This window comes from Mucilaginibacter sp. OK283, assembly GCF_900110415.1.
Lineage (GTDB): Bacteria > Bacteroidota > Bacteroidia > Sphingobacteriales > Sphingobacteriaceae > Mucilaginibacter.
This window is the reverse complement of record NZ_FODR01000007.1, coordinates 324,910-350,540: the sequence shown is the minus strand read 5'-3', so window position 1 is coordinate 350,540 and position 25,631 is coordinate 324,910. Positions and strand designations below refer to the sequence as shown.

Below are 25,631 nucleotides of genomic sequence, written 5' to 3'. Positions count from 1 at the left end.
GATGTCGATAAGGGGCTTAAAGTATTACCTGGTATTCATTTTTATGGCATGTTCATTTTGGGTTTCGGCCCAGGAACATCCTATGCACTTTCAGCACATAGGCAGTAAAGAAAATCTTTCTGAGCTTAACATCAACACCATGATCCAGGGTAAGCAAGGCTTTATCTGGGTTGGTACCCGCGACGGGCTAAACCGTTACGATGGCAATAAATTTAAAGTTTTCAGGAATGATGTTAACGATAAAACCAGCATCAGCAACAACTACATAAACCACATCGCCGAAGATAAGGACGGCAGTTTATGGGTAGCCACCAGCGGAGGACTTAATAAGTTCGACCGGAATAAAAATCGTTTTATCCGTTTCCTGCATAATGATAAAATACCAAATACGCTGGCCAGCAATTTTACCGTAAATATTGCACTGGATAAAAACGGTAATTTATGGATAGCCACCTTAAAAGATGGCGTTGATCAATACATTATTGGTCAGCATAAATTTATCCACTATCGTAACAACAAGCATGATTTAACCAGCTTGGGTGATGATAATGCCAGGGTTACTTATGTAGATAGTAAAGGCGATGTTTGGATTGGCACCGCTTATGGAGGCCTCAGCCTTTTTAATGCAAAAACCAAAAGCTTCACCAATTTTAAACACGACGAGCGTAATGGCAGTACCATATCGGCAGATAGGATAACCAGTATCTTTGAAGACAGCAACCATCGCTTATGGGTAGGCTGTGGCTCTGGCGGTTTAAATCTATACGACCCGGCTACGGCAACTTTTCGGCATTTCAAAAACGATCCCAATAACAGCAATTCATTAGCTTATAACAGCATCCAATGTATTGCCGAGGATAGTAACCATAATTTATGGATTGGCACCGAAAACGGCGGCCTTAGCATTTTTAATTATGAAAAAGGCATATTCAGCAACCATTTACAGGATGAAGTAGATAACAGTAGTATCTCCAGCAATTCGGTCGACGTAATACTGAAAGATAATATGGGCAACATGTGGGTAAGCGGGTTTGCCTCGGGCATCAGTTTATATAAAAAGGTAACTGATAACTTTAGGCATTTTAACCATAACTCACAGGCCAATAGCATATCCAATAATTTTGTTTTAAGCATATTGGAGGATAAAAAAGCAAGCATTTGGATAGGCACAGATGGTGGCGGCCTCAACCAGTTCGACCCCAAAAAAGGCACATTTAAAGCGTATCGCTATAATGACGCCGACAAAACAAGCATAGGCGGCAACTACGTTTTAGCGTTAAAAGAAGATTACAAAAATAATTTGTGGATAGGTACCTGGGGAGATGGCGTGAGCGTTATGGATTTACAGACCCACAAATTCAAATCTTATCGCAATAACCCCAACGACTCTACCAGTTTAAGCGGCAATAATGTTTATGCAGTTGCCGTTACGCCCGATAATAAGATTTGGTGTGGCACTCTGGGCCAGGGTTTAGATTTGTTTAACCCCAAAACAAATGGATTTATCCATTACCGGCATGATCCCGCTAACCCAACAAGCATAGGCAGCGATAATATTAACTCCCTTTTGGCGGATTCAAAGGGAAACCTTTGGGTTGGCACCAATGACGGCAGCCTTGATTTGTTTGATCCTGAAACCAACTCATTTAAAATATACAAGTACGATGTGCTAAAAAACAGCACGGGTAATAACGCCGCGCTCGATCTGTTTGAAGACCACCTCGGCAATATCTGGATTTGTACTTATAATGGATTAACGCACTTTGATACACGTACCAGGCAGTTTAACAATTACAAAGCAAAAGACGGCCTGCCAAACGATTATACCTACGCCATAAGGGAAGATAAGAACAACAACTTATGGATAAGCACCAATAATGGCATTTCAAGGTTTAATCCACGGACGAAACAATTCAGGAATTTTACGGTAGAAGACGGGTTACAATCCGACGAATTTAAACCGCATTCCGCAGCTATCAGTAAAGATGGCACCATTTATTTTGGAGGAATTAACGGCTTCAACATGTTTGATCCTGAAAAGATAAGTGAAACATCATACGATCCGCCACTGATATTAACAGATTTCCAGATTTTCAATAAAACCGTGCCGGTAGCTCAAAACGATAACGATCCTTCACCTTTAAAAGAAGACATTTCGGAGGCCAAATCAATTACGCTAACCCATGAGCAGTCGGTAATTTCATTTGAGTTTGTATCGTTGGATTTTGGACTGGCCAGCAAAAAACAATATGCCTATCAGTTGGCGGGTTTCGATAAAACCTGGAACTATGTAGGTAACAAAAATACGGCTACCTATACCAACTTATCTGCGGGTACTTACACGTTTAAAGTAAAAAGCCGTAACAGCGATGGCAAATGGTCGCGTCATGAACTTAACTTAGAAATTATTGTTTTGCCTCCGTTTTGGCTTACCTGGTGGTTTTTATCGCTTATTACCTTTGTTATTTTTGCCATAATTTACGGTTTGTATAAAGCGAAGGTAAATAATATTGAAAAGCAAAAACGTTTGCTGGAAGAGCAGGTATCTGAGCGTACTACCGAAGTTTTACAACAATCGCAGGAATTAAAAAAGCAATCGGAAGATTTGCAGTTACTAAACGAAGAATTGCAGGCACAGTCGGAAGAGTTGCAAGCCTTAAATGAGGAGCTATTATCCCAGTCGGAAGAGCTGGAATTGCATATGGCGCATGAAAAAGAGGCCCGCGAAGAGGCCGACAAAGCCAACCAGGCTAAAAGTATTTTCCTTGCCACCATGAGTCATGAAATTCGTACGCCGATGAACGGCGTTATAGGCATGGCTTCCCTTTTGGGCGAAACCGAGCTGAACACCGAACAGCGGGAATATACGGATACCATCATATCATGCGGCGATAGCCTGGTGAACGTGATAAATGACATTCTTGATTTCTCTAAGATAGAGTCGGGCAAGATGAATATGGAGCAGGAGGATTTTGACCTACGCCATTGCATTGAGGAAGTGATGGACATTTTCTCGCCCATAGCTTCGCAACAGGGACTGGAACTGGTGTACCAGATAGACCCTGCCCTGCCCCAGCAGGTTATTGGTGATAGTTTGCGCCTTAAACAGGTTATTACCAATTTAACCGGCAATGCACTTAAATTCACGCAAAAGGGAGAAGTATTTATAAAGGTATTTTCGTCGAAAACACACCCCGACGGACAAATTGAAATTGGTTTCAGTATCATGGATACCGGTATAGGTATTTCTGAAGAAAAAGTATCCGGTTTATTTAACGCCTTTTGGCAGGCCGATTCATCAACCACGCGCAAATATGGCGGCACCGGCCTTGGCCTGGTAATTAGCCAACGCCTGGTTAAATTGATGGGCGGCGATATTTGGGTAGAGAGTGTGTATGGCGAAGGATCGGTATTTGTGTTTACTATCAAAGTTGCGGTGAGCCAAAAACAATCAAAATATGTTCCCCTGGTATTTGATACTGCTGATCTGGAAGGCAAAAAGGTATTGGTTGTTGATGATAATAAAACCAATCGTTTTATCCTTAAAACCCAACTGGAGCAATGGGGCCTTATTACACATACAGCATCATCTGCTACTGAGGGACTTGATTTGCTGGCCAATGATAACGACTATAACCTGATTATAACCGATATGGAGATGCCGGAAATGGATGGTGTTGGCTTTGCCGAGGCTGCCAAAATAAAATATCCGCAGCTGCCCATTATCATGCTCAGTTCCATTGGCGATAGCTCGAAGGTAAAATATCCGGGCTTGTTTGCAGCTATTTTAACAAAACCGGTTAAGCTAAATCAGTTAGGCAAAAGCGTACAAGCCGAATTAAGGAGTGTTGGAAAAGCGCCGGCGCCCGAACCCAAAGCAGTCAAGTTGCTTGACAGTAACTTCGCGGTGGAATATCCGCTAAATATACTTGTGGCCGAAGATAACCAGGTTAACCAAAAACTAATAAGCCGGATGTTGAGCAAACTGGGCTATGAATTTGCAATGGTAGAGAATGGACTTGAAGTATTAAAAAAACTGGACGATCAGGAATTTAACGTCATATTGATGGATGTGCAGATGCCCGAAATGGACGGTTTTGAGGCCACCCGGTCAATCCGTGAAAGCAACCGTAAGCTACAGCCTTTTATCATCGCCATGACCGCCAATGCCGGCCCTGATGACCGCGATATGTGCATAGCGGAAGGCATGGACGATTATATTGCCAAACCCATGAAATCGGAAGGGCTGATTGCCGTGTTGAAAGCCGCCCATAAGATGATGGCCTGGGTGGGTAAGAAAGTTAAGTAGATTAATGAGCGCTCCTTATTTTACCACGAAATGTCGTCGGTATACGGCAAACTGGTTAAACAAAAATCTTTAATCTTATATTTCTCCATAGTTTCAATATTCAAGGACCAGATAGCTCCATATTCAGACCATGGATCTACCAAAAATTCAAATTCGTAGTTTGATTTTAGCCTCATATCTTTAATCCAGGAGATTTCGATTTCAATAAATATTCGAGCGACCCTGTCTTTTGTCCAAACAATAAGTTCATTGCCGCCAATTGCGCACCAGTTGTTATCTGGCCCGATTATTCCACAGCAGGGATCACCATAGCCAAACCCATGATAGAAAACTTCCCTCTTACTTCGTTTATTTATCAGAGCGGCATATTCAAATTCGTGCCCAAGGATCAAAGTATCGGTTTCGGCAAGTACCTTGAAATACTTATTACCAGATATATTCATCTACCCCATCAACTCCTTCATCAACTTATCAAAGGCCTCCTTCATTTCGGCAAGTTCAAGCTCCAGTTTGGCTACACGTGCTTCAAGACCACTTGATGAACGGCCACCGGTCTCTTCTATTTCCTCGTCGTCATTAATATCAGGAGTACCGGCCAGTAAATGCGCGTAACGCTGTTCCTTTTGACCGGGGCGTTTGGGGAGTTGTACGATATAAGGCATAGCCGGATCGGCAAGTTTTTCAAGCATTTCCTGGACTTCTTCTATCGATTCAAATTCGTACAACCTGCCCGAGTTGGTGTTTAATTCGCCGGGCGTTTGCGGCCCCCGCAGTATCAGCAGGCAAATTAAAGCCACCTCGGCCGGGATAACCGGGAAAACGATGGCAAAGTTGTGTTTGTATTTGATATTGCGGATAGATCCGCCGGTTGCTGTCGAAATCAGTCCGCGCCTTTTAAGGGTATTCAGTGCTTCGGTCACAATGGCTTCATCGTAATTCACTACCGGCTTGCGGGAGGTTTTCTGGTTACAGGCAGCGGTTAACCCGTTAAGAGTCATGGGGTAATAATCTGGTGTGGTTTTGCTTTTTTCCATCAGCGAGCCAAGCACACGCAGTTCGGCGGCATCAAGTACGGGTAAAGTTTGCGGTGAATCCATGGCTAAATATAAGCAGGTTTTTATAAGTGCAAAAAAACTTCAGTTTATTTAAAAGATTAGGCAAGTCAGAAACAAAATTATTCAGTAAATCCGTTACTTTGTATCATACATTTGAAGTGACGGCTTTTAGCTTTCGGCCTTCAGCTTATGGCTCAAAAACATGTCTTTATTTATTACGTCACTAAATTCGGGGAGTAATGGCAATTGCTATTATGTGGGGAACGATCAGGAGGCTATTTTGGTTGATGCAGGTATATCGTGTCGCGAAACCGAAAAACGCATGGCCCGCCTGGGCCTGCCCATGAGCAAGGTAAAAGCCATTTTTGTATCCCATGAACATTCCGACCATATCCGGGGCATTCCGGTACTGGCCAAAAAATTTAATTTGCCTGTATATATCACGCCCGGCACCCTGCTTCATTTAGGAAACACTGTAGATGCCAAACTAATCCACCACCTGCACGAGTTTGAAACGGTTACCATTGGCCAGCTGGAAGTAACATCCTTCCCCAAAGAGCATGATGCATCAGAGCCCCATAGTTTTATAGTTAGTTGCCGCGACATTAAAGTTGGCGTATTTACCGACCTGGGCATTGTTTGCGACAGGCTTATCCGCTATTTCAGTCAATGCCACGCCGCTTTTTTAGAGGCTAATTACGATGAGGTTATGCTGGACACCGGCGGCTACCCCTATCATCTTAAAAGGCGTATCCGTGGCGGTAAGGGGCACCTGAGTAACAAGCAAGCTTTGGCCTTATTTACAACACATCGCCCGGCACATATGACGCATTTGCTGCTGTCGCACCTGTCCAAAAACAACAACGATCCAAAACTGGTGGAGGAGCTTTTTAACGCCTGCGCCGATGGTGTTCACATTGTTGTAGCTTCAAGGCATGAGGAGACCCCTGTCTATCTTATTGATGGCAACCCGGGTAAAACACTGGAAGTTTTAGGGCAGCTTGATTTAGGCTTTAATTAATCACCGGCCCTATCCTGCATAAATATGGTGCTTAGTATTTCGTAGAGTTCGGGATGTTTGTGCTTAAGCTCGGTTGGCTTTTGAAAAAAATATTCGGCTACTACCGCAAAAAATTCAGCTTCGTTGGTAATTGCATAGGGATTGATATCTGATTTACCCGCTTCAATTTTATGAATTTCCTGGTGTATCATCTTTAGCCAGGGCAATACATATTCGTGAGCCAGCAGGTTTTCGGGTACGCCGTCGGTAGCGCCATCGCTTTTATCCAGCAGGTGCACAAATTCATGGATAGCGGTATTCTCCTTCCCTGCCGATTTGGAAAAGCCTTTGATAAGCGCCGCCCTTGATAATATCATCTGCCCGTTCATATAACCGCTGCCTACCATACCCAATATGTTCCTGCTCCCGCCTTCAAACTGAAACTCACCATCAAAGGTATCCGGGTATAATATTACATTGGTTAAGTTGCGGTATTCCCAATCTTTAAAACCAAATATGGGAATCACGGCGCTCGATGCTATCATCACCCTGTCGGTATCATCAACAATAGTTCCGACGCCTTCTATGGTGATTCCGGCTAAAAAGCTATTCACTTTCTGCTCAAACAATAGCTTGCCCGCATCGTCCAGTTCCCGGTAAAAGGATATGTTTTGCAATAAAACGGGTTTGTAATCGGTATTGGCAACAATGCCGGCCGATTTTGATTTGTTGTTTTTTAAAATGAAATAGCCGATCAATGCTAAAACGATAAAGCCAATTATTATAAAAGCCATGTGGTAAATGTGAGGATTAAATAAAGTAAAACAACAGCGCGACGAATGCAGCTATAAATGTATTTAAAAAGTTAACAGCATTATTGCCGATGATGTTCTTGCGCTCCAGCAATGCCCCCAATACCGAATCACTTAAATTCCCTGCGGTACCTGCTATAATTATCCAAATCAGGTTCAAATCCCAGCCAAAACCAATGCCATAAATTAAGGCTATTACGCAGCTTCCTGCAATACCAATCAATGACCCTTCCACACTTATTACGCCGTCCAATCCCCGTTGATCGGGTTTTAGCGTGATAACATTGAAAAACCTTGTACCATAAACTGTCCCCAGTTCAGATGATAAGGTATCGGCTGTGGCCGAGGCAAAACCTGCTGCCATCATCAGGGTAAATAAATGACTATGCCGGGGATAAAATAACACCAGGATGCCAATAATAGCCGGTACGCCTGCATTGGCCAATACCTGCCCGGTTGTTCGCCCGCTTTTGTGTTCTTCAGCTGTGGCAAACGCCTGCTTTTTATTTTGTTGCCAGGATGTAGCGGCCGATCCTAAAATAAAAAAGCTGGTCATCATTGCTATGCCTGTAAACCCTGCACCCGTAAAAACCAGGTAAGCCACTACCCCACCGGTTAAAGCAGCGGCAACGGTTAGCTTTTTGGCTATAACGCTATAGCTTACGCCGGCGATAATAATGGCAGCCAATAAAGCATTACTATTAAACATAATTGCCAAAGGTTTTTATTGTATCGGTAAAGCAGTTTTTTTATGGCGATAAAAATTCTTACTTCACTGCCGGCTGTTAACTGCTTCTTCAAAATCTTCTTTGATGAATGCCCATTCCTTCCCTTTGAGGCAAATAGGATCAAAATCTTCATCCGCTTGCCCAAAGTCAGTAAAGTTTTTGGTGATGAGTTCTTCATCATGTGTCCATTCATATCCCGTAGCGTGTAACGCTATCATTTGGTTAATCGAATATTGTTCGAGCAACTCATGAAGGTCCCAAAAGTCCTTCTTCCTGCCGCCCCGTCGCACTACGTCGACCTTCATTGCGATGATTTCTTCAACAGAGGCTAAACGAATGCCGTCGCTTTCGATTAACTCCCCGAAAAACGGCTCACTGGCATAGTAAATATCCACTTTGACGATATTATCTTTATTCTCGCCGATGAGATACGACTTGCCGAATACAGGATCACTTCCAAAGTCGCCGCTTACATAAGGAAAGCTGTTTCTCAAATATTCCTCTATTTGTTGTAATTTATTTTGCCGTAGTTACCGGCATCAGTAAATAAATCAATGTCTACCGACATTCGGTGGCCTAAATATAAGCTAAGGGCCGTGCCGCCGACCAAACGATGGTCTTTTAATACATCAGCTTGCATTAAGGTAGCCAAGGTTTGTTTAAGCTGTACGGATACCGTATTCCAATGGAGCATTAGCTGGATTTTTTTCTTAAAAATGAAGGATCTGGACGAGTGGGCTTAATCTCATTTATAACAGCATATGTACTGTCAATGCCGTAAAACCGTTGTATCTCCTTTTTCTCATCTTCATTACCACGTTCCCACACACGCCGGATAACGGCGTTTTTCTGCCGTTGCCAGTCAATTTTGTCAAAATCAGTGTCCCAAAACAATATCCTGCGGAGCCTGGATATATCAGGATGATTAATAATCCCGATCTTATGTTTAACCAATGTAGTATCGTACATAGCTTGTAAAATAGCCATCGTGCTCTCTTCCAAACCAAGTGCGTTGTCTATTTTAAAGGCTACTTCGGGCGTCATTTTCCTTTTACCTTTTATAATCGCATTTAATGTTTGAGCAGGTAGCTTAATATCCCTGGCAAAAGCTGTTTGCTTTAGCTTTTTCTTTTTCAGCTCCCGGTCCAGAATTACGCCAGGATTAATTCCACGATATTTTTCGATCCATTTCTCCATCTTCAAAAATAAACAGATTTGTTTATAATTCCAATTTTTATATAGTACGTACCTTATGATCAGGGTGACAAATCTGTAGCGTTTCATATTAATCTACCTTAACTGCAAATACAAGTATTCGTAATTGAGTATGTTGCATGTGCCGAAGATACGAGAGGACGTATGGAGGGTGTTTTTTATGGTTTTGAAATTTCTTTTAATTTAGCATGAGTTTTCCATCATTTCCCAAAATGGTAAAATGTCTTAAAAAAGGTCGAAAATTTGTTACTCATTTGTTGCTCAGAACTCATAACTTTCCGATATTCCATAGTGTAAATCGTTTCTGTAACGGTAATTAGGCAGTCAATTGCTACTTTTGCCACAGCATGAAAGATATTTTAGGCCAGGCCATACACAATCATCACTATAAAAAAGCAGCCCACAAATTGTGGATTAACAACCAGTATGGCCCAAAGGAGGAAATGCCTGTCGAAGCCTATTTCAGGGATGAGGATGACATGCCCGATATTGAATGGCTTGCCCTGAATGAATGCCGCGGCGAAGTACTGGATATTGGCGCGGGGGCCGGCAGCCATGCCCTCATACTACAGGAGCGCGGCTTTGATGTAACCGCATTGGAAATTTCTGCCTTAGCCGTAGATGTAATGCAGGAACGCGGTGTTAAAAAAGTGTTTACCGCCGACATTTTTGAATACAACGATCATAAATACGACACCTTGTTACTGCTTATGAATGGTATTGGCCTAACAGGTACTTTATCCCACTTAAAAACTTTCCTGCAACATGCCAAACTGCTACTTAATAAAGGCGGACAGCTGCTGTTTGATTCATCTGATATTGCTTACCTGTACGAAGGAAACCTGCCCGATACCGGCAAATACTATGGCGAACTAAGCTACCAGTATCAATACAATCGCCAAACATCCGATTGGTTTCCGTGGCTTTATATAGACGAAAAAACGTTAACAACAATTGCCAACGAAGCCGGTTATGAACTGGAAGTTTTACTGGAAGATGAATATCAGCAATACCTGGTGAGGCTAACGGTAGCATAGGTGTGATCAAATCAGATCCTTAACCTTTCCATTATAATTATCCATATACTCCCTTGGCGATTTACCGGTTACCGAACGGAATACCCGGTTGAAATTGGTAATGCTTTTAAAACCACATTGATAGGCCGCCGCCGAGATGCTCTCGGCTTTATTGGCGTTTAATATTTTACATGCTTCGTTGATACGTACTTCGTTTAAAAAAGTGACAAATGTGTTGCCCGTATGCTTTTTAAAATACCTGCAAAATGATTCGGATGTCATAAACGCGGCTTTAGATACATCCTCCAGCGTTATAGGCTCCGTGTAGTTTTGCATAATGTAATTGTAAATATTACCTATCCTAATCCCTTCGTTTTCGGTAATCCCCGGTAAATTACCATAGGATGATAGCGGCTGCAGCTGTTCGTTTATCTCGCTTAAACCTTTCATTAGTTTTATAAACTGGATAAGTTGCTCCGCACCCGTGGTATCACTTAAAGCAGTCATATTAATTATAGCCTTTTCCACGTCAGGTAAAGGCACCTTAAATCCTTGCTGATGATGCTGTATAAATAGCTTAAAGGCCCTCATTTCCGGCAGGTTAAACAGCGGCGTTAATATTCCTTCGGGATTAAAAAAAATACTTAGCGCGCTTATCGCATCTTCAGTTTCATTTTCAAAATATTCGGGATTGCTTTTAAACAGGTGCGGCAGGTTTGCACCTATTAAAAAAACATCGCCGGGTGAAAAATGGTGCATGTTATTACCGGCTATAAGCGTGCCTTCTCCTTTTTGTATCCAGGTAATTTGCGCCTCTTTGTGCCGGTGCAGGTAAGGGTAAAAATAAGGCAGGCTAAACTGATCGGCAATTACGCTTTTATCGTGGGGTACAGGAATGGTAAACTGTAAAACTTTCATTTGCAATTGCCTATTAACAAGCAAATATTATCATAAAATAGCTTATTTTTCAAACCAATAGGCTAATATTTGTCAAATACTACCAAAATAAGACAAAAAAAGTCCCCCGACTGATTATCAAGCCGGGGGACTACTAAGCTATACCCTATTATTAAAAGTGTAAGGCCAATTTGGTAAACATCCTCATACCGTTAAAACCCATTTGTACGGCATCAAACGGACCGCCCGATTCACTATCACCCCATGATGATTGATGAGCGCCTTCTGTAACAGCCAGATCAGGGTGTACATTAAATATGTTATCTACACCAACTGTCCACGATATCTGCTTTGATATTTTATAAGATACGTATATATCGGTAGTAGCTTTTCCGTGAAAAACAAAATTTTCGGGAACAACACCTTTGCCGTTATCCAAATCAACATAAGGGTCCCAGCCGTTACCCGATGCAGATATGTTTGAGCCCCCCGGTCCGTCGGGGTTCGCACCTGGTACGCTGCTATAACCAAAGCCCTGTGTAGTTAACTGGCCGTAATAGGTAATATGGCTACCGGCGGCAAATTTACCATATCCGTATTCAAGCCCTAATGAGAATTTTTCGCGTGGAGCAGAAGCTTTTAAAAACGCAGCTTCTCTTGTGCTAAAATATGCCTGCTGGTGTGCATAGGTATCATTCAGCGCGGCTGGGATATTAACCTTATCGATGGTTATCCCTTGAATGTTACCGGCAAATAAAGCTGTGAATTTATTTTTACCCCACGATTTGCGATAATCTAACACAATGTCGATACCCCTGTTAGTTGTATTGACAGCATTGGTAAAAAAGTTGGCATTTGTTACGTTATTAGCTATAAGGTAGTCTTTTAGCGCGGCTACCGAGGTATCAAAAGCACCTGTAATTACTATCCTGTTTTTAATTTTAATAAGATAACCGTCAACTGTAACATTAAAATCATGTGTTGGTTTCCATGTAAAGCCTAAGCTGGTATTGGTTGAGGTTTCCTGGGTAAGCTTTGGAATCCCTACCTGGCGGGCGGCATCGGCATAATTTGGAATCAATTTAGCGTAAACCAATTCACCTGCAATAATGTTGGTATTGGTATTGCTAAAATTCATTTGTTGCAATGAAGGTGCCCTAAAACCTGTACTAAATGAACCTCTTACATTGAAGTTGTCGCTTACTTTATAGCGGGATGCTAATTTAAATGTGCTTACCCCTCCAAAATCCGAGTAATGTTCAAACCGGGCTGCACCATCAACCAGCCAATCTTTAGTTACATCTAAAGTGCCTTCAATATAAGCGGCCTCATTTGTTCTGTTGGCTGTGGTTGCATCGGTTGGCTGATAGCCGGGATACCCTTCGGATCCGGAAGCTTTAGGAACACCGTTTAACAAAGCTCCGCCATTTCTGTAGGAGTCGGGCTCCCCGGCGTATAGTTTATAGCGCTCATACCTGTACTCTCCGCCAAAAGATAGCGTAAAGCCCTGGGCTACATGCTCAAAATGTTTGGTCACATCTAAATTGGCAGTATTTTGTAAAAAGTTGAACCCGCCGTCATTAAACCTGGTTTTAGTATATTGCTCGGGCAAAGGCAACGAGGAATTAAATGTTTGGTTACCCCAATAATGAAAATCATTATAACCTGTATTATTGCTCAAATCCCAATCCCAGCCATCACCTATTGTGCCTTTAAAGCCCAACGCAGCCGACATATCCTTTATATAAACATCCTCCTGGGGGTTATAATATACGTTGGCAGTATCCAAAGCCCCCGGCGTAGGGTCAAAAACACGCATAATGCCGGGTACAAATATCAGCTTCCCGTTTTCGTCGGTAGGGAATTTGATGTGATTACTTGAACTGCTCCACCGGCGTGTCCAGGCATAAACATTAGAGTGTTTATAGTTATAGCCGCCAAAAGAGTAGAAAGTAGTTTTGGTGCCGGCAAGTGGAATTTCCATATTGTACATTCCGCCACCAGACTTTACGGAGCCATCACCAAAAGCTCTTCGCCAGGCATCAACACTCAGGGCCTGGGGGTTGGTTGACCAGTTGGTATCAGGCGCAGCCCTAAAGGTTTTGCCCTGATCCATGAAGTTACCTCCAAAATTGATAAAACCACCGTTTTTGCCAATTGCCAATCCATAGTCTAATCCTAAAGTAAAGGTTTTGCCGTCAATTTGCGACCCCGTATAATATTGGGTTGGGTCAACATTGTTCAATGTATTGTATTTATGGTCATAATAACCACTACCGCCGATGTTTACATTCAGCTTACCGATATCTTTTTTCAAAACAATATTAACAACACCGGCTATGGCATCTGAGCCGTATTGCGCCGACGCGCCATCACGCAAAATCTCCACCCTGTCAATAGTCGCTTCGGGTATGGCATTTAAATCGGTACCGCTATTACCGCGGCCTCGGGTACCTACCTGGTTTACGAAAGCCGACAAGTGACGGCGCTTGCCATTGATGAGTACCAACGTTTGATCGAAGCCAAGGCCCCGCAAACTGGCAAAGTCAATAGCATCAGATCCATCGCCGCCGCTTTGTTTGTTGTAGTTAAATGAAGGTACGGCCTGGTTTAGCTGGCTCATCAAATCGGGCTTAGCGGTAGTTTCGCCTATCTGGTTCATCCGGAGTACATCTACAGGTACGGGCGAATCCATTTTAGTACGGCCACCGCCACGGCTTCCCACTACTACCACCTCTTTCAACCCCTCAGCTGAAGCGGAAAGATCCATATTCAATATCTTTGTTTCGCCTGCCGCAAGCTGAACAGACACTGTTTTCTTTTCAAGCCCTATAGCCGAAAAACTAACCTGGTAACTACCTGCTTTTAAAGTTAAACTATACTTACCATCTGCATCTGTGATGGTACCAGTGCCTGTAGGTACTACTTTAACCGTGCCCGCCGTTACCGGCTGACCCCCACTTGTAACAGTTCCCGTTAGCTTTTGGGCAAACACCGGCAGGCAGGCCAGTAAAAATGCTCCGAAAAGGAAAAAATGTAATTTTAAATTCATGCTTTGTTTGATTGGATTGATTGTTATGTTAATTAATCAACAAAATAGCAATAAATTTTAACTAAATATCATTTTTGTTACAAAAATTAAGATTTATACATTGTAATTTGATTATAAATAAATTTTAGTCAATTTATTTATACTTTAATAGTATATATTTCATTAGGAATTGTTTTTTAGTAAAATAATTAAATGAAATACGGCTATTTATTTAATTATTTAGGCAAATTCAGTAATTGGCAAATAGTTAAAGCTATAAAATTCAAAAAAAAATTAAAAAAACAATCAAAATAAGATGTAAAAAATTAAAAATATCAAAACTTAGTGTATTTAAAACACAAAATTTCACTTAAAAAACATGTACCGGCAGCCCGCTATGAAGTTTCGCCCATAAACGGTACTAACATCAATCAAATACATATTGCTAAACGATAGCTTAACCAGGTGTCCCCTGTTTTTTATTCCATCAATTTCATAGTCAATGGAAAAACTTATAGCTATTGGTAATCTATAACCAGAACGATAAGATTTAATAGAAAGCCCAAAATCAAAAGTTTTATAAAAATTTTAAAAAGAACTAAAATGTTTTTAATATTTTATGATAATTCAATGAAAACAAGTATTTTAATGGCCGGTAATTAAATCGCAAAATCACAATGAACCAGCTCCCTAAACGCCTTTTATCTATTGATGTCCTACGGGCTGTCACTATGTTATTAATGATATTTGTTAATGACGCCAGCGGCGTAAAGCACATTCCCGAATGGATAGACCACGCAAGCGGTAAAGCCGACGCGATGGGTTTTGCAGATACCATTTTCCCGGCGTTTTTGTTCATTGTAGGGCTTTCGTTGCCTTTTGCTATTAAAAACAGGTTGAATAAGGGCGATTCTTTTTCATCAATATTAACCTATATACTTACCCGCAGCGCTGCACTGATTATTATGGGCTTTTTTCATGTAAACCTGGAAAACTATGCCCTTACAGCAGGCATTATACCCCAGGCGCTATGGGCTATATTAATAACCATCGGTTTCTTCCTCATTTGGCTGGATTATCCCGAAACAATGGCTCCAAAAAAACGGTACACATTTATAGGCGCCGGGATTTTGCTGCTCATCGTTATGGCTGTTATCTATAAAGGAGGCGAAGACGGTGTAATACAGGGCATGCGCCCTTATTGGTGGGGTATTTTGGGCATTATAGGCTGGGCTTACCTGGTATGCGCGCTGGTATATCTTTTGGCCAAAGGAAAAATCAATATCCTGGTGATTGTATTACTCACTTTTGTAACCATAAATATAGCCAGGCACGCCGGTGCTTTCAAATTTAAAATTCCGGTACTGGGCGATGCATCGGCAGAGTGTTTAGTAATGGGCGGCGTTATGATCTCTGAAATTTACGCGCTGCTTGTATCAAAAAACAAAACACAATTATTGTGGGTAATATTTGGCGCAACGGGATTACTATTAATTGTATCAGGGTTATTAATCCGCCCTTATGCCGATGGCATCTCAAAAATACGTTCAACCCCAGCCTGGATCTTTATATGCAGCGGCATTACCATATTGGTTTTTGAACTGATGATTTTCCTGGTAGATGTTAAAGGTAAAAAGAATTGGTTTAAACTGATATGGCCTGCAGGTACCAGCACGCTTACCTGTTACCTGCTACCCTACTTCCAGGTGTATATATTAAAGCTTTTTCACCTAAAGTATCCCGATATATTTAACAACGGGGCCATCGGGCTGGTGCGATCTATGGCTACCGGGTTTATACTGATAGCCCTGGTTGGTTTAATGGAAAAGAAGCGTTTACGCCTTAAAATTTGAAGTCCTGAGCCTAAAGTCCTAAGTCCTAAGTCGGAATTCTTGAATTGAAAATGATAATTTAAAATTCGCCCTGTACTTAAGGCTATTGACTTCAGAATTAGGACTTAAGACTTACTACTTAACACCCGCAGCCCAGAAAATAGCGTTTGTAACCAACTTCACCCAGGCCGGGTTATCCAGTAAGTTTGGTGAATGGCCCATGAAAATATAAACGTTGCGCGCCTTAACATGCTCATTAGTCCACACCACGGGGTGATCGCCCATTTTTACATCACCTTGTGGATCGTAGGTTGATTCATCAACACTTGCCAGTACGTGTACATTGGGCCGGGGGCTTTTATCATAGGTATACCACTCCTCCTGTTCAATCCGGAAGGATGCAGGGATGTCCTTCATAACCGGGTGCTGCTTATCCTCCATATTTACAGTGCCTTTGGCAAATGTTCCTATATAGTTTTTCCAGCTGATACCACCCATAAAATCCGAAAACCATTGCCATTCGTGAAAACCGTCAAACTCGCCCAGCAAGGTGGCATGATGAAAACCAACCCATCCGCCCCTGCCTTCGGTAATATATTTTTTAAAAGCGGCCGCGGCGCTATCCGGCCAGCCATAGGGTACATAATCCAGTTGCAACAACAACTGGTAATGGCTTAAAAATTCATCATTAATTTTATCAGGCTTTTGAAGATAATCTATACTGAACCCCTTTTCGGCAGCCAGTTTATCCAGCCAAACCATAGCGCGTTTTGAAAACGCTATGTGGTGTCCGCCATTCTCATACAGCGCCAGTACCTTAAAATGTTTTGGCTGGGCTTTTAAATTAACTGGGGCTAAAAGCACCGATACAATGAGGAATAGTATTTTTTTCATGAAGGTTGTTATATGCTAATCCGGAAACTTGTAGAAAAAAGACATTTTATTATCATCTCTTTTTCACCATTAAGGGCTTTTTAAATTCATCGCACTGAACAAACTAAGCCTTTAATTTGCAAACGCATCCAACGCCGCTGTAGGTTTGCCCGCGGTATCAAAGGCGCCTAAACCATAGCCCTGCCAGTTGTTATAGGCTTCGGGCTCCCAGTAAAAAACACCTTTACCGCTGCTTCCATTTACAGATTTTACTTTGCTGATAATATCCGACAGGAAAGCTTTTGCTTCGGCCGGTGCGCCGGCTTCAATCCCAACTTCAACCACCATAACCGGGGTTGAATAACGGGAAACCATATCGTTCATATTGGTTAAACACTGCGAATCCAAAGTAGCCCAATTTGTTTTGGATGAATATAAAGACATACCGATGATATCCCATTTGGCACCGTTAGCCTTCAACCCGTCAAACATCCAACGGAAAAGGCCATTATCATAACCGTTTGAAATATGTACAATTACCTGGGTGGTTGGGCTCACTTCTTTAACAGCAGCATAACCGCTTTTGACCAAAGTAGCAAAATTGGCCATGTTTTTTGAGGCGCGGCCATCTTCCCAAAGCATGCCGTCGTTGGTTTCGTTACCAACCTGCACCCATGCCGGGGTGATACCGTTATCTTTAAGCGTATTCATAACGCTTTTGGTATAATCATGCAGGGTCGAAGTCAGCGTGGTAAAATCAAGCGCGGCCCAGGCAGCGGGTTTAGTTTGTTTACCCGGATCGGCCCACCAATCGCTATAATGAAAATCAATCATGATATTAAAGCCCTGGGCTTTGGCACGCAATGCTTTAGCTACAACATCGGCAGTGTTACAATAACCGTTTGTTGGATTAACCCAGGCACGCAACCTTATAGCATTAAATCCGAGGCTTTTTAACAGGGCGAACAAATCTTGCTGAGTACCCGATTTATCATAAAACTTTATGCCTTTGGCCTCCATTTCGGTAACCCAGCTGATATCGGCGCCTTTAGCAATCACAACTGGCGGATCAACCACCACCGGCTCAGGCGTTGATTTTGTTTTGGAACAGGAAAAATTTAAACAGGATATCAATAGCAAGCATGAACACAGCGCCTTCTTCATCTGGAATAATTTATAACGGGTAAACAAATATAATGCTAAAAGCTGAAAGCCTAAGGCATAAAGCTTTTAACAGGCTTCAAAAACAGGAAGCAGGTATTGAAAAGCCGGCATACGCCAAATTCTCAATACCTGCTTCGGTAACTTTTATTTCCACGCTTTGTGCTTTAAGCCTTCTGCTTTTGGCTCAAATTATAGTTTACCGGTTCTTGACGGAACGGTGCTTGCCGATACATAATTAAAGCTTTGCGTTTGATCGCCAACCATAATCTTGAACTCACCCGCTTCGGTAACGGTTTTACTTATATCGTTCACAAAGGCGAGGTCTTTCGGGGTTATTTTAAACGATACCGTTTTTGTTTCGCCGGGTTTTAACGAAATCTTATCGTACGCCCTTAAACGTTTGGTATCTGGCGCAATGCTGGCATACTGCTGGCTGGTATACAACAATACCGATTCCTTACCCTCTATCTGGCCTGTATTTTTAACATCAACAGTAATTGTCAAGGTTTCGTTATCCTTTAACTCGGGTTTGCTGACGTGCAGGTTATTGTAACTAAACGTGGTATAGCTTAAGCCGGTACCAAACTCGTATAAAGGATTGTAACCGTGTTTATCATCAGGGTTACCATTCTCCAGGTTTTTACGGTAGTAGTTATTTAAAGCGTTAGGAAAACGCGGATACGTTATCGGCAATTTACCTGATGGGTTTACATCGCCAAACAATACGCTTGCTATAGCATCGCCGCCCTCGTTGCCCGGCAAATAAGCCATCAATGTGGCGGCCGAAAGTTTCTCGGCATCGGTAACTATCCTTGGGCGACCTTCGGCCAGCACCAGTATCACGGGCTTGCCTGTTTTTGCCAATGCCTGTGCCAGTTGAATTTGGGCAGGCGGAAGATTCAGGTCTTCAATATTACCTACGTTTTCGGTATAAGATAGCTCGCCAAGGCAAAGCACAATTACATCTGCTTTTTTAGCAGCATTAACAGCCTCGTCGATGTTTTGCAGGCTGTCAAAACCAGCGCCTGCCTCGTAGCTTACGTTGTTTTTTCCGATTTTTTGCTGAATAGCCTCCAATATGGTGTTCTTATTAGCGGCAAATTTGTCCGATTCATCACCTTGCCAGGTATAGCTCCATCCCCCGTCCAATGAACGCATGGTATTGGCCGTAGGGCCTGTTACCAGCACTTTCATATCTTTTTTAAGCGGCAACACGTTGTTATTGTTTTTAAGCAGCGTGATGGCCTCATTTGCGGCCTGTACGCTTGCCAAGCGGTATTCTTCCGATCCGAATTTTGGATAATCAGTGGGGTTGCCAACCGGGCGTTCAAATAAGCCCAGTTCGTACTTAACTTTCAATATGCGGTGTACGGCTTCATTGATGCGTGTCATAGGTACTTTGCCTTCTTTAACCAACTCAACCAGGTAAGTGAAAAAAGTATAGTCGTAAGGCACCATACTCATATCCACACCGGCGTTAACCGCAATCATCACTGCATCTTTTTGGGTGGCGGCTACGTGGTGGCGATCATGCAGGTATTGAATATCGCGCCAGTCGGTAACTGCTATGCCATCAAAATGCAGTTCGCCGCGCAGTACGTCGGTAAGCAGGTATTTGCTGGCATGTACCGGTACACCATTAATCTCGCCCGAATTGATCATCAGGGTTTTAGCACCTGCCTTTACCGCTTCGGCAAACGAAGGTAAAAAGTATTCGCGCATATAGCGGTCGGGAATCCACGCCGGGGTGCGGTCTTTACCACTTAAAGGGAAGCTATAACCCAAATAATGCTTCATACAGGCGGCTACGTGGTATTTATCGCCTACATCATTACCCTGGTAGCCTTTTATAATGGCTGCACCCATTGTTTTAACTAAATAAGGATCTTCGCCAAAGGTTTCATAAATACGTGGCCAAAGTGCCGATTTTCCCAAATCGAGCACGGGCGAATAATTCCATGGGATATAGCTGGCGCGGGTTTCATACGCGGTGATCTCGCCGGCCTTATGAGCAATATCACGGTTAAAAGTAGCTGCCACAGCAATTTCCTGCGGAAAAAGCGTACTGCCTACAGTATAAGTAACCCCATGTATGGCATCTATACCATAAATAACCGGGATTTTTAAACGGTCCTGGTCGGCAGCTTTTTGGATGGTTGATATTACATCATACCAATGCTCGCGGCTGTAAGCATGGCCGGTTACATTCAAAATCGAACCCACATGATATTTCATGATGGCCTCTTTTAGTTTATCGGCATCCAGCTCATGATCGGGCGCGTTTGTTTTTGATACTACATCAGAGGTTACTTCGGTCATCTGGCCTACCTTTTCCTCCAACGTCATTTTGGCTATCAGGGCATCTACTTTTTTATCGGTAGCGCTCTCTGCCGGCTTTTTTTGGGCCTGTACCGCCGGTGATATTACATTGAGCAAAATTAAACTTGCTGCTGTTATGTAAATTTTTCGCATTTGTTTGTTGATTTGAATTGAGAGATATCTATTTAGTTGATTTCGTTTTTAGGCTTAACTGATTTTGCAAGGCTTCTATCGCGTTGGCCAGGTAAGCAATCGGTGCATTCCAGTTTATGGTAACCTCGTTGGCGGCATAAGCCTGGGTATCGTCGATGTAAGCTTCGTCAGGTACCTTAGATGGCACTTTGATACCATCCTGCATCCCCGGGTTTGGCCCACCTACCAATAAGCCGGGTATCGGCTCTGTTATCCCATCGCTTGCCGAAGGGCGGTGATGCGGGTGCATAGGCGTTTTAGTACCATATCCGGTTACGTATGAGTACCCGGTAGCATTTCTGCCCAGCAGGTAATCCAAATCGGCCAGCGCGTTATCCAGGTACTTTTTATCGGGTATTAGCCGATAAGCCTGTAATAATAAAACGCCCTGATTTGCCGCATCCGAATTGCTTCCCCAGCCAAAATGCCGGGCCGATAATGTCATGGATGTTTGATAAGCATTATCATCAACACCCTTAATTAATTCATCTGCGGCATTTATTAATCTTTTTTTGATCTCTGGTAACTTAGCAATGCCCGCGTTGTTTTTAAGCAGCGTATAATAGCCTAAGAGCTTTACCTGCCCCCAGGCCGGTACCGGCATTTTATCGTCGGGTAACAGGTTGATATTTTTCAGATAGTCAGAATCACTTGTGGTAACAAACATTTCGGATGCTGCCCAAATAAATTCATCGGTAAAGTTGTTGTCGCCGTACCCTCCGGTGGTTATGGCGGGGTTAAATTTTTTATTATTCTCATCCTGCCGGTAAGCAACATTTGGGTTTTTGACAGCCCATTGCCAGGCGCTTTTCGCGGCCACGATACATGAATCGGCCAGGCCAGGTGTTTGTTGCGGAAATTGCTTAAAAATTCTTGAGGCCTGTGCCATAACCGCAGCAAAATCAAGGGCGGCAGCGGTACCTTTTTGTACCACATACCGGGGCGTGATATCTTTATCCGGCATCTCAAACTTATCAAAAGCCGCGTTGGTTAACTTATGGTACACGCCGCCATCATTAGGATCCTGCATGGTAAGCATCCACCGCAGGTTCCAAAGCACCTCGTTTAGCAGATCGGGCAGGCTGTTACCACTTTCAGGGATATCAAGCTTAACGGTTTTCATATGAGCCGGAAAATCCTCGTATAACGAAAGCAGGGTACTTGTGCTGATGCCGCTGTTTACCACATATTTATTATAGTCGCCGGCATCGTACCAGCCACGGGGCGACGATATAATAGCACCTGCAGGTCGTTTTTCGCTTGCTGCCGAAGGATGTACTATTACTTTATCATCCGGGTGCCCCCCTGCCCTGCTCCATTTACCGGCATACTTTACCGGCAACGGCGTTGATGCCCGCATAAAGTAATAGGCTTTGATAACTCCTTTTGCTATTTTCTGATGAACGTTACCAGCTATTTTAAATGGATAAGAGCTGCCTGCGCCGGCAACAGTCAGCTGGTATTCGCCCGGTTTAGTAAAATCGCTAAAATCGGCTATGTAAGTAGTTCTACCTGCGAAAGACAGACTGACAGAAGGTTTTAAGCTCCCACTGAACACGGTGCGTTTATTGGGCGACTGGATTGTAAACAAACCGCCAGCGCCACTTAAAACGATTGCCTTTTTTATGGCGTTTGGATAAAACCCTATTTGGTTTAACCTTATTGGATTTGACGAGGTATCTTTAGTTTGGGCTGTGCCCGGCTTAACCATAAACAGTAATAAAAATATCCCTGTTAACCTGCCTGCCGAAATTTTGACGCTATTGAAAATTATACTCATTGTATTGCAACCTTTTGCGCGGTTTTGTTGGATAACAAACCGGAATTTAAATATAGGTGTACAATTTACAATAAGTATAATACTATTATTGCCAATTAGCCTGAAAATATAATACTAAAAAGACATGTTTATGATGTATAATGGGACGGGGCCGGTAAATAAAAAAGGCCCGCCGTTGTATGGCAAGCCTTGTGATAATATTGAACAGGGTTTACGCCTTTACAGCGAAAATATTTTGTAAGCCAATGAAAGGCTAAAAATGCTAACGCGGGTGTGCGTATAACCAGGGCCATAGCTAATTTTATTCAAACCGCCTTCGTACCTTAAATCAACCGAAAAATCCTTAATATCCACACCAGCGCCAAGTTGAATACCGTAGTTAGCGTCTTTATAGTTTAATTTAGCAACTTCGGCAGCAGCACTACTATAACTTTGATCCCTGTTTACGGTAAAGGAAAAAACGGGGCCGCCATAAAAACGACCGCCTAAGCCCAGCGCGCCAATTTTTGTACCTACAAGCAAGGGCACATCCAAACTTGTGAACTTGGCCTTGTTTTCATTTCCGGCATCGTCCTTAACAGTGAGGTTTTTTGCTGTGGCATACATCTCTGGCTGAAAATTAAAGCCAAGTGCACCAAACCTTGCCCAAACACCTCCTAAATAACCTGCTTGCGAACTGTTATCATACTTTCCATTTGCCGGAAATGCCGAGAAGTTCAAACCAGCTTTAGCGCCAAACGAAAAGCTTGGCACTATTTGGGCAGATGCGATGCCCATGGATAACAGGCAGATACTAAGTGTTAGTAAGATTGTTTTTTTCATTTTCGTAGGGTTAGTTTTAGCCGATAAAATTATTAAAATTACCCAGAAGCAACAAAAGGTAATTTAAGGAGGCCACAAAATAGAAATCCGGTTTATATTACACAGCTATTGCAGTGGCATATAAACCGGATATTGGGATTTAAATTCTGCGATAAAAGTAAAACTTTTTTACAAATCCCAAAACTTTTTAGCTTTTTTTATAACGTCAACTTGCCCTGGTAATAATCTAATATTTTATTATAGATAAAACAATCGTAGCGGGCATTTATCATATTGATTTTTGACCTGTCCAGGTTGTTTTTAGCTAATACAAAATCGTACGAAGTTAGGACTCCATTATTAAAACGAATCTCGGCTATCCTGAATGATTCTGTATAAGCTTTAACCTGATCGGACAGCACGGTATACCTTTCATATGCCGACGTCATGTTCAGGTAAGCCTGTTCTACGTTTTGCTTTAAAACTATCTTGGAGTTACTTTCTACAAACTTCGCTTCTTCCAGATTTATTTTAGCCAGTTTTACTTTGTTACGGTTTTGAAAATAATTGAGGATAGGGATTTGGAGGTTTAAACTAACCTGGGTACTATAATTGTTTTTAAACTGATCGTAATAACCAATGCTATGATTGCTGTAGTTGGCCTGGGTAGAGTAAACAGCCTGTTTGGTACCGCCGGCACCATTTACAAAAGCCCCGGTATTTACAGTTGTAGAATCAATAAACGTTGAGCTTTGTGCTGCACTGGAATAATTAGTAAAAATTCCGGCCCCTAAAGATAGCGTAGGCAGTAATGCGCCCTGCGCTACCTTAACACCTTTTTCGGCGCTTTTACTTCTTAGTTCGGCAGCTTTAATGTAAGCCAGTTGCTGCAGTGCAGCATCATATACCTGGTCTGAACTGGCATCTGTTTTCGCAGAAACATCCTGTACAGTTAAGGGTTCCAGTTTAAGGTTCCTATTGTAAGGAATATTTAGCATTTGCATCAGGTTAAGCTTTGAAACTTCTAATGCGTTTTTGGCCGATACAACATTTAATTGATTATCGCCAAGAGTACCCTTTAAGTCGTACAAATCTGATGGTAGTTTATTGGCGCCCTCTTTTTCCAATATATCCAATCGCTCAACCTGCTTTTTTGATACCTCGAGCTGATTAGTTACCTGGCCAAGCAACTCTGCATTATCTAATACCAGAAGGTACGCGGTAATTACATTGATGGTTACCTGATCTTTAGCCTGCTGAAAATCCATTTTGCCTGCCTGGTAAGAAAGCGAGGTTTGCTTGATGTTGTTTAAGTTTTGCATCCCGCTAAAAAGCGTAAGTGAACCGTTCAAACTATAATTACCATAAGTAAGTGATTGCGTAACATAGCTGTTTGTAAAAGGATTAATGTTACGGCCATTATTTATACCATGGTTAACCGAACCATTGATAGCAGGCAGTAAATATTCCTTTGCCTGGTTATAACCAACCTGCAGGCGTTCCATTTGCAGTTCGCTTTTCTTTACGTCGAGATTGTTTTTTATGGCAATATCTACACACTGCCTGATTGAAAGAACAGAATCAGTTTGTGCCTGTACCCGTGTTGCAGACAGTGCTATCAAACCCAGAAATATAAATTTAAAATATCGCATTTCTATATGATGATCAGAGTTGTTTTGATGATGCTATTTTACCGTCGAGCAGGTTGATGATGCGCGTACCGTATTCGGCATTTTTTTCGGAGTGGGTTACTTGTATAATGGTTACTTTATCTTCTTTGTTCAGCTTGCGGAAAAGCTCCATGATCTCTTCGCCTTGTTTGGAGTTAAGGTTACCTGTTGGCTCATCGGCTAACAACAATTTTGGTTTGGCAATCAAAGCGCGGGCAATGCCAACCAGCTGCTGCTGCCCGCCGGATAACTGGGCCGGGAAAAGGTCCTTTTTCCCAACTATATTAAATTTATCCAGTATATCGGCAACCATGGCCTTGCGTTCGGCGCTTTTGAAATCCTGGTAAATTAGCGGCGTTTCGATGTTTTCATAAACAGTAAGCTCATCTATCAGGTGATAAGCCTGGAAAACAAAGCCGATGTATTGTTTATACAAAGCCGAGCGCTGTTTTTCTTTAAGCTGGTGTACAGCATGGCCTGCAAAATAGTGATAGCCATCGGTTGGCTCATCCAGCATACCTATAACGTTAAGCAAAGTTGATTTTCCTGATCCTGATGGGCCCATAATAGAAATAAATTCGCCCTCGTCAACCTCAAGGCTCAAATCGTTGAGCACATAATTTTTTAGTCCACTTACCTGGTAGTATTTTGAAATATGCTGAAGTGATAACATTGTTTGTTGTAAATTAATTAGTTGGTGAATTAGTGATTTGAATTTTACTTAACAGCAATAATAATAATCATTTTATCATTCAGGCATCAATAATATACCAAACTTTCAATTGTTTAATTATCAACAAGTTAATACAAAGCAAATAAATATTAACTGTACGGTTATGTAACATGGGGCGTACGGTAATGATACAAAATGACGCGTCCTGATCATTTTGGTGTTGCTTAAGCCTGACACAACGCCCTTCATCAACTTTTTATCATT

The 25,631-nt window shown here is 42.3% G+C and carries 20 protein-coding genes; 4 read left to right on the top strand and 16 right to left on the bottom strand.

Translation table 11 applies throughout. The annotated features are described in order from the left end of the window. Positions 1-43 precede the first annotated feature (43 nt). Positions 44-4,309: a hybrid sensor histidine kinase/response regulator gene (locus BMX56_RS17975; protein WP_177183848.1), complete on the top strand. Its 4,266-nt coding sequence runs from the start codon at positions 44-46 to the stop codon at positions 4,307-4,309. Positions 4,310-4,329: 20 nt separating this feature from the next. On the opposite strand, the gene BMX56_RS17970 is transcribed toward BMX56_RS17975, so the two are convergent. Beyond that, positions 4,330-4,752 (bottom strand): hypothetical protein, encoded by a 423-nt coding sequence (locus BMX56_RS17970; RefSeq protein ID WP_090651040.1) that lies wholly within the window; start codon positions 4,750-4,752, stop codon positions 4,330-4,332. Next, on the bottom strand, positions 4,753-5,406 hold the full coding sequence (locus BMX56_RS17965) for a YceH family protein (RefSeq protein ID WP_090651039.1): 654 nt from the start codon (positions 5,404-5,406) through the stop codon (positions 4,753-4,755). It abuts the gene before it with no gap. 160 nt (positions 5,407-5,566) lie between these two features. Between BMX56_RS17965 and BMX56_RS17960 the strand changes: the two genes are divergently transcribed. Then, entirely contained in the window at positions 5,567-6,385 is an 819-nt protein-coding gene (locus BMX56_RS17960; RefSeq protein WP_090651038.1) for an MBL fold metallo-hydrolase, read from the top strand. Here BMX56_RS17960 and BMX56_RS17955 read toward each other — a convergent pair. The 5 genes from BMX56_RS17955 to BMX56_RS17940 all read right to left on the bottom strand — a co-directional run bounded on the left by BMX56_RS17955 (position 6,382) and on the right by BMX56_RS17940 (position 9,101). Continuing rightward, on the bottom strand, positions 6,382-7,158 hold the full coding sequence (locus tag BMX56_RS17955) for a M90 family metallopeptidase (protein WP_090651037.1): 777 nt from the start codon (positions 7,156-7,158) through the stop codon (positions 6,382-6,384). The two genes, BMX56_RS17960 and BMX56_RS17955, sit on opposite strands and share 4 nt — an antisense overlap. Before the next feature lie 16 nt (positions 7,159-7,174). Next, on the bottom strand, positions 7,175-7,885 hold the full coding sequence (locus BMX56_RS17950; RefSeq protein ID WP_090651036.1) for a DUF92 domain-containing protein: 711 nt from the start codon (positions 7,883-7,885) through the stop codon (positions 7,175-7,177). Between the two features lie 63 nt (positions 7,886-7,948). Continuing rightward, positions 7,949-8,398: a nucleotidyl transferase AbiEii/AbiGii toxin family protein gene (locus BMX56_RS17945; RefSeq protein ID WP_255369870.1), complete on the bottom strand. Its 450-nt coding sequence runs from the start codon at positions 8,396-8,398 to the stop codon at positions 7,949-7,951. A gap of 8 nt (positions 8,399-8,406) precedes the next feature. Further along, on the bottom strand, positions 8,407-8,598 hold the full coding sequence (locus BMX56_RS30535) for a nucleotidyl transferase AbiEii/AbiGii toxin family protein (RefSeq protein WP_255369869.1): 192 nt from the start codon (positions 8,596-8,598) through the stop codon (positions 8,407-8,409). Further along, positions 8,598-9,101 carry a helix-turn-helix transcriptional regulator gene (locus BMX56_RS17940; RefSeq protein WP_090651079.1) on the bottom strand — a complete coding sequence of 168 codons (504 nt, stop codon included), beginning with the start codon at positions 9,099-9,101 and terminating at the stop codon, positions 8,598-8,600. Before BMX56_RS17940 ends, BMX56_RS30535 begins: the two co-directional genes overlap by 1 nt. Before the next feature lie 365 nt (positions 9,102-9,466). Here BMX56_RS17940 and BMX56_RS17935 point away from each other — a divergent pair, with 365 nt between their 5' ends. Next, positions 9,467-10,156: a class I SAM-dependent methyltransferase gene (locus tag BMX56_RS17935; protein ID WP_090651035.1), complete on the top strand. Its 690-nt coding sequence runs from the start codon at positions 9,467-9,469 to the stop codon at positions 10,154-10,156. A 6-nt stretch (positions 10,157-10,162) separates the two neighbouring features. Here BMX56_RS17935 and BMX56_RS17930 read toward each other — a convergent pair whose 3' ends face one another. Both BMX56_RS17930 and BMX56_RS17925 read right to left on the bottom strand, forming a co-directional pair. Beyond that, positions 10,163-11,053 carry an AraC family transcriptional regulator gene (locus tag BMX56_RS17930; RefSeq protein WP_090651034.1) on the bottom strand — a complete coding sequence of 297 codons (891 nt, stop codon included), beginning with the start codon at positions 11,051-11,053 and terminating at the stop codon, positions 10,163-10,165. 151 nt (positions 11,054-11,204) lie between these two features. Further along, complete coding sequence (locus BMX56_RS17925) at positions 11,205-14,084, bottom strand: TonB-dependent receptor (RefSeq protein ID WP_090651033.1); 2,880 nt, start codon at positions 14,082-14,084, stop codon at positions 11,205-11,207. A gap of 656 nt (positions 14,085-14,740) precedes the next feature. Between BMX56_RS17925 and BMX56_RS17920 the strand changes: the two genes are divergently transcribed. Then, the gene (locus BMX56_RS17920; RefSeq protein WP_090651032.1) at positions 14,741-15,916 is read left to right on the top strand and encodes a DUF5009 domain-containing protein; all 1,176 of its coding nucleotides are present in this window, start codon (positions 14,741-14,743) and stop codon (positions 15,914-15,916) included. 114 nt (positions 15,917-16,030) lie between these two features. On the opposite strand, the gene BMX56_RS17915 is transcribed toward BMX56_RS17920, so the two are convergent. From BMX56_RS17915 to BMX56_RS17885, 7 genes are all read right to left on the bottom strand, one after another. Next, positions 16,031-16,789: a ThuA domain-containing protein gene (locus BMX56_RS17915; protein WP_090651031.1), complete on the bottom strand. Its 759-nt coding sequence runs from the start codon at positions 16,787-16,789 to the stop codon at positions 16,031-16,033. Between the two features lie 111 nt (positions 16,790-16,900). Then, positions 16,901-17,932, bottom strand: coding sequence for a glycoside hydrolase family 53 protein (locus tag BMX56_RS17910; protein ID WP_090651030.1), 1,032 nt, complete (start codon positions 17,930-17,932; stop codon positions 16,901-16,903). 189 nt (positions 17,933-18,121) lie between these two features. Then, the gene (locus tag BMX56_RS17905; protein WP_090651029.1) at positions 18,122-20,404 is read right to left on the bottom strand and encodes a glycoside hydrolase family 3 N-terminal domain-containing protein; all 2,283 of its coding nucleotides are present in this window, start codon (positions 20,402-20,404) and stop codon (positions 18,122-18,124) included. Between the two features lie 28 nt (positions 20,405-20,432). Then, on the bottom strand, positions 20,433-22,223 hold the full coding sequence (locus BMX56_RS17900) for a glycoside hydrolase family 9 protein (RefSeq protein WP_090651028.1): 1,791 nt from the start codon (positions 22,221-22,223) through the stop codon (positions 20,433-20,435). Between the two features lie 219 nt (positions 22,224-22,442). Beyond that, the gene (locus BMX56_RS17895; RefSeq protein ID WP_090651027.1) at positions 22,443-23,045 is read right to left on the bottom strand and encodes a porin family protein; all 603 of its coding nucleotides are present in this window, start codon (positions 23,043-23,045) and stop codon (positions 22,443-22,445) included. Between the two features lie 197 nt (positions 23,046-23,242). Continuing rightward, entirely contained in the window at positions 23,243-24,676 is a 1,434-nt protein-coding gene (locus BMX56_RS17890; protein ID WP_090651026.1) for a TolC family protein, read from the bottom strand. A 13-nt stretch (positions 24,677-24,689) separates the two neighbouring features. After that, the gene (locus BMX56_RS17885) at positions 24,690-25,367 is read right to left on the bottom strand and encodes an ABC transporter ATP-binding protein (protein ID WP_090651025.1); all 678 of its coding nucleotides are present in this window, start codon (positions 25,365-25,367) and stop codon (positions 24,690-24,692) included. Positions 25,368-25,631: the final 264 nt, after the last annotated feature.

Coding starts and splice junctions, on each gene's coding strand:
- BMX56_RS17975 (WP_177183848.1), top strand. CDS start 44: ATGGCATGTTCATTTTGGGTTTCGGCCCAGGAACATCCTATGCACTTT.
- BMX56_RS17970 (WP_090651040.1), bottom strand. CDS start 4,752: ATGAATATATCTGGTAATAAGTATTTCAAGGTACTTGCCGAAACCGAT.
- BMX56_RS17965 (WP_090651039.1), bottom strand. CDS start 5,406: ATGGATTCACCGCAAACTTTACCCGTACTTGATGCCGCCGAACTGCGT.
- BMX56_RS17960 (WP_090651038.1), top strand. CDS start 5,567: ATGTCTTTATTTATTACGTCACTAAATTCGGGGAGTAATGGCAATTGC.
- BMX56_RS17955 (WP_090651037.1), bottom strand. CDS start 7,158: ATGGCTTTTATAATAATTGGCTTTATCGTTTTAGCATTGATCGGCTAT.
- BMX56_RS17950 (WP_090651036.1), bottom strand. CDS start 7,885: ATGTTTAATAGTAATGCTTTATTGGCTGCCATTATTATCGCCGGCGTA.
- BMX56_RS30535 (WP_255369869.1), bottom strand. CDS start 8,598: ATGCTCCATTGGAATACGGTATCCGTACAGCTTAAACAAACCTTGGCT.
- BMX56_RS17940 (WP_090651079.1), bottom strand. CDS start 9,101: ATGGAGAAATGGATCGAAAAATATCGTGGAATTAATCCTGGCGTAATT.
- BMX56_RS17935 (WP_090651035.1), top strand. CDS start 9,467: ATGAAAGATATTTTAGGCCAGGCCATACACAATCATCACTATAAAAAA.
- BMX56_RS17930 (WP_090651034.1), bottom strand. CDS start 11,053: ATGAAAGTTTTACAGTTTACCATTCCTGTACCCCACGATAAAAGCGTA.
- BMX56_RS17925 (WP_090651033.1), bottom strand. CDS start 14,084: ATGAATTTAAAATTACATTTTTTCCTTTTCGGAGCATTTTTACTGGCC.
- BMX56_RS17920 (WP_090651032.1), top strand. CDS start 14,741: ATGAACCAGCTCCCTAAACGCCTTTTATCTATTGATGTCCTACGGGCT.
- BMX56_RS17915 (WP_090651031.1), bottom strand. CDS start 16,789: ATGAAAAAAATACTATTCCTCATTGTATCGGTGCTTTTAGCCCCAGTT.
- BMX56_RS17910 (WP_090651030.1), bottom strand. CDS start 17,932: ATGAAGAAGGCGCTGTGTTCATGCTTGCTATTGATATCCTGTTTAAAT.
- BMX56_RS17905 (WP_090651029.1), bottom strand. CDS start 20,404: ATGCGAAAAATTTACATAACAGCAGCAAGTTTAATTTTGCTCAATGTA.
- BMX56_RS17900 (WP_090651028.1), bottom strand. CDS start 22,223: ATGAGTATAATTTTCAATAGCGTCAAAATTTCGGCAGGCAGGTTAACA.
- BMX56_RS17895 (WP_090651027.1), bottom strand. CDS start 23,045: ATGAAAAAAACAATCTTACTAACACTTAGTATCTGCCTGTTATCCATG.
- BMX56_RS17890 (WP_090651026.1), bottom strand. CDS start 24,676: ATGCGATATTTTAAATTTATATTTCTGGGTTTGATAGCACTGTCTGCA.
- BMX56_RS17885 (WP_090651025.1), bottom strand. CDS start 25,367: ATGTTATCACTTCAGCATATTTCAAAATACTACCAGGTAAGTGGACTA.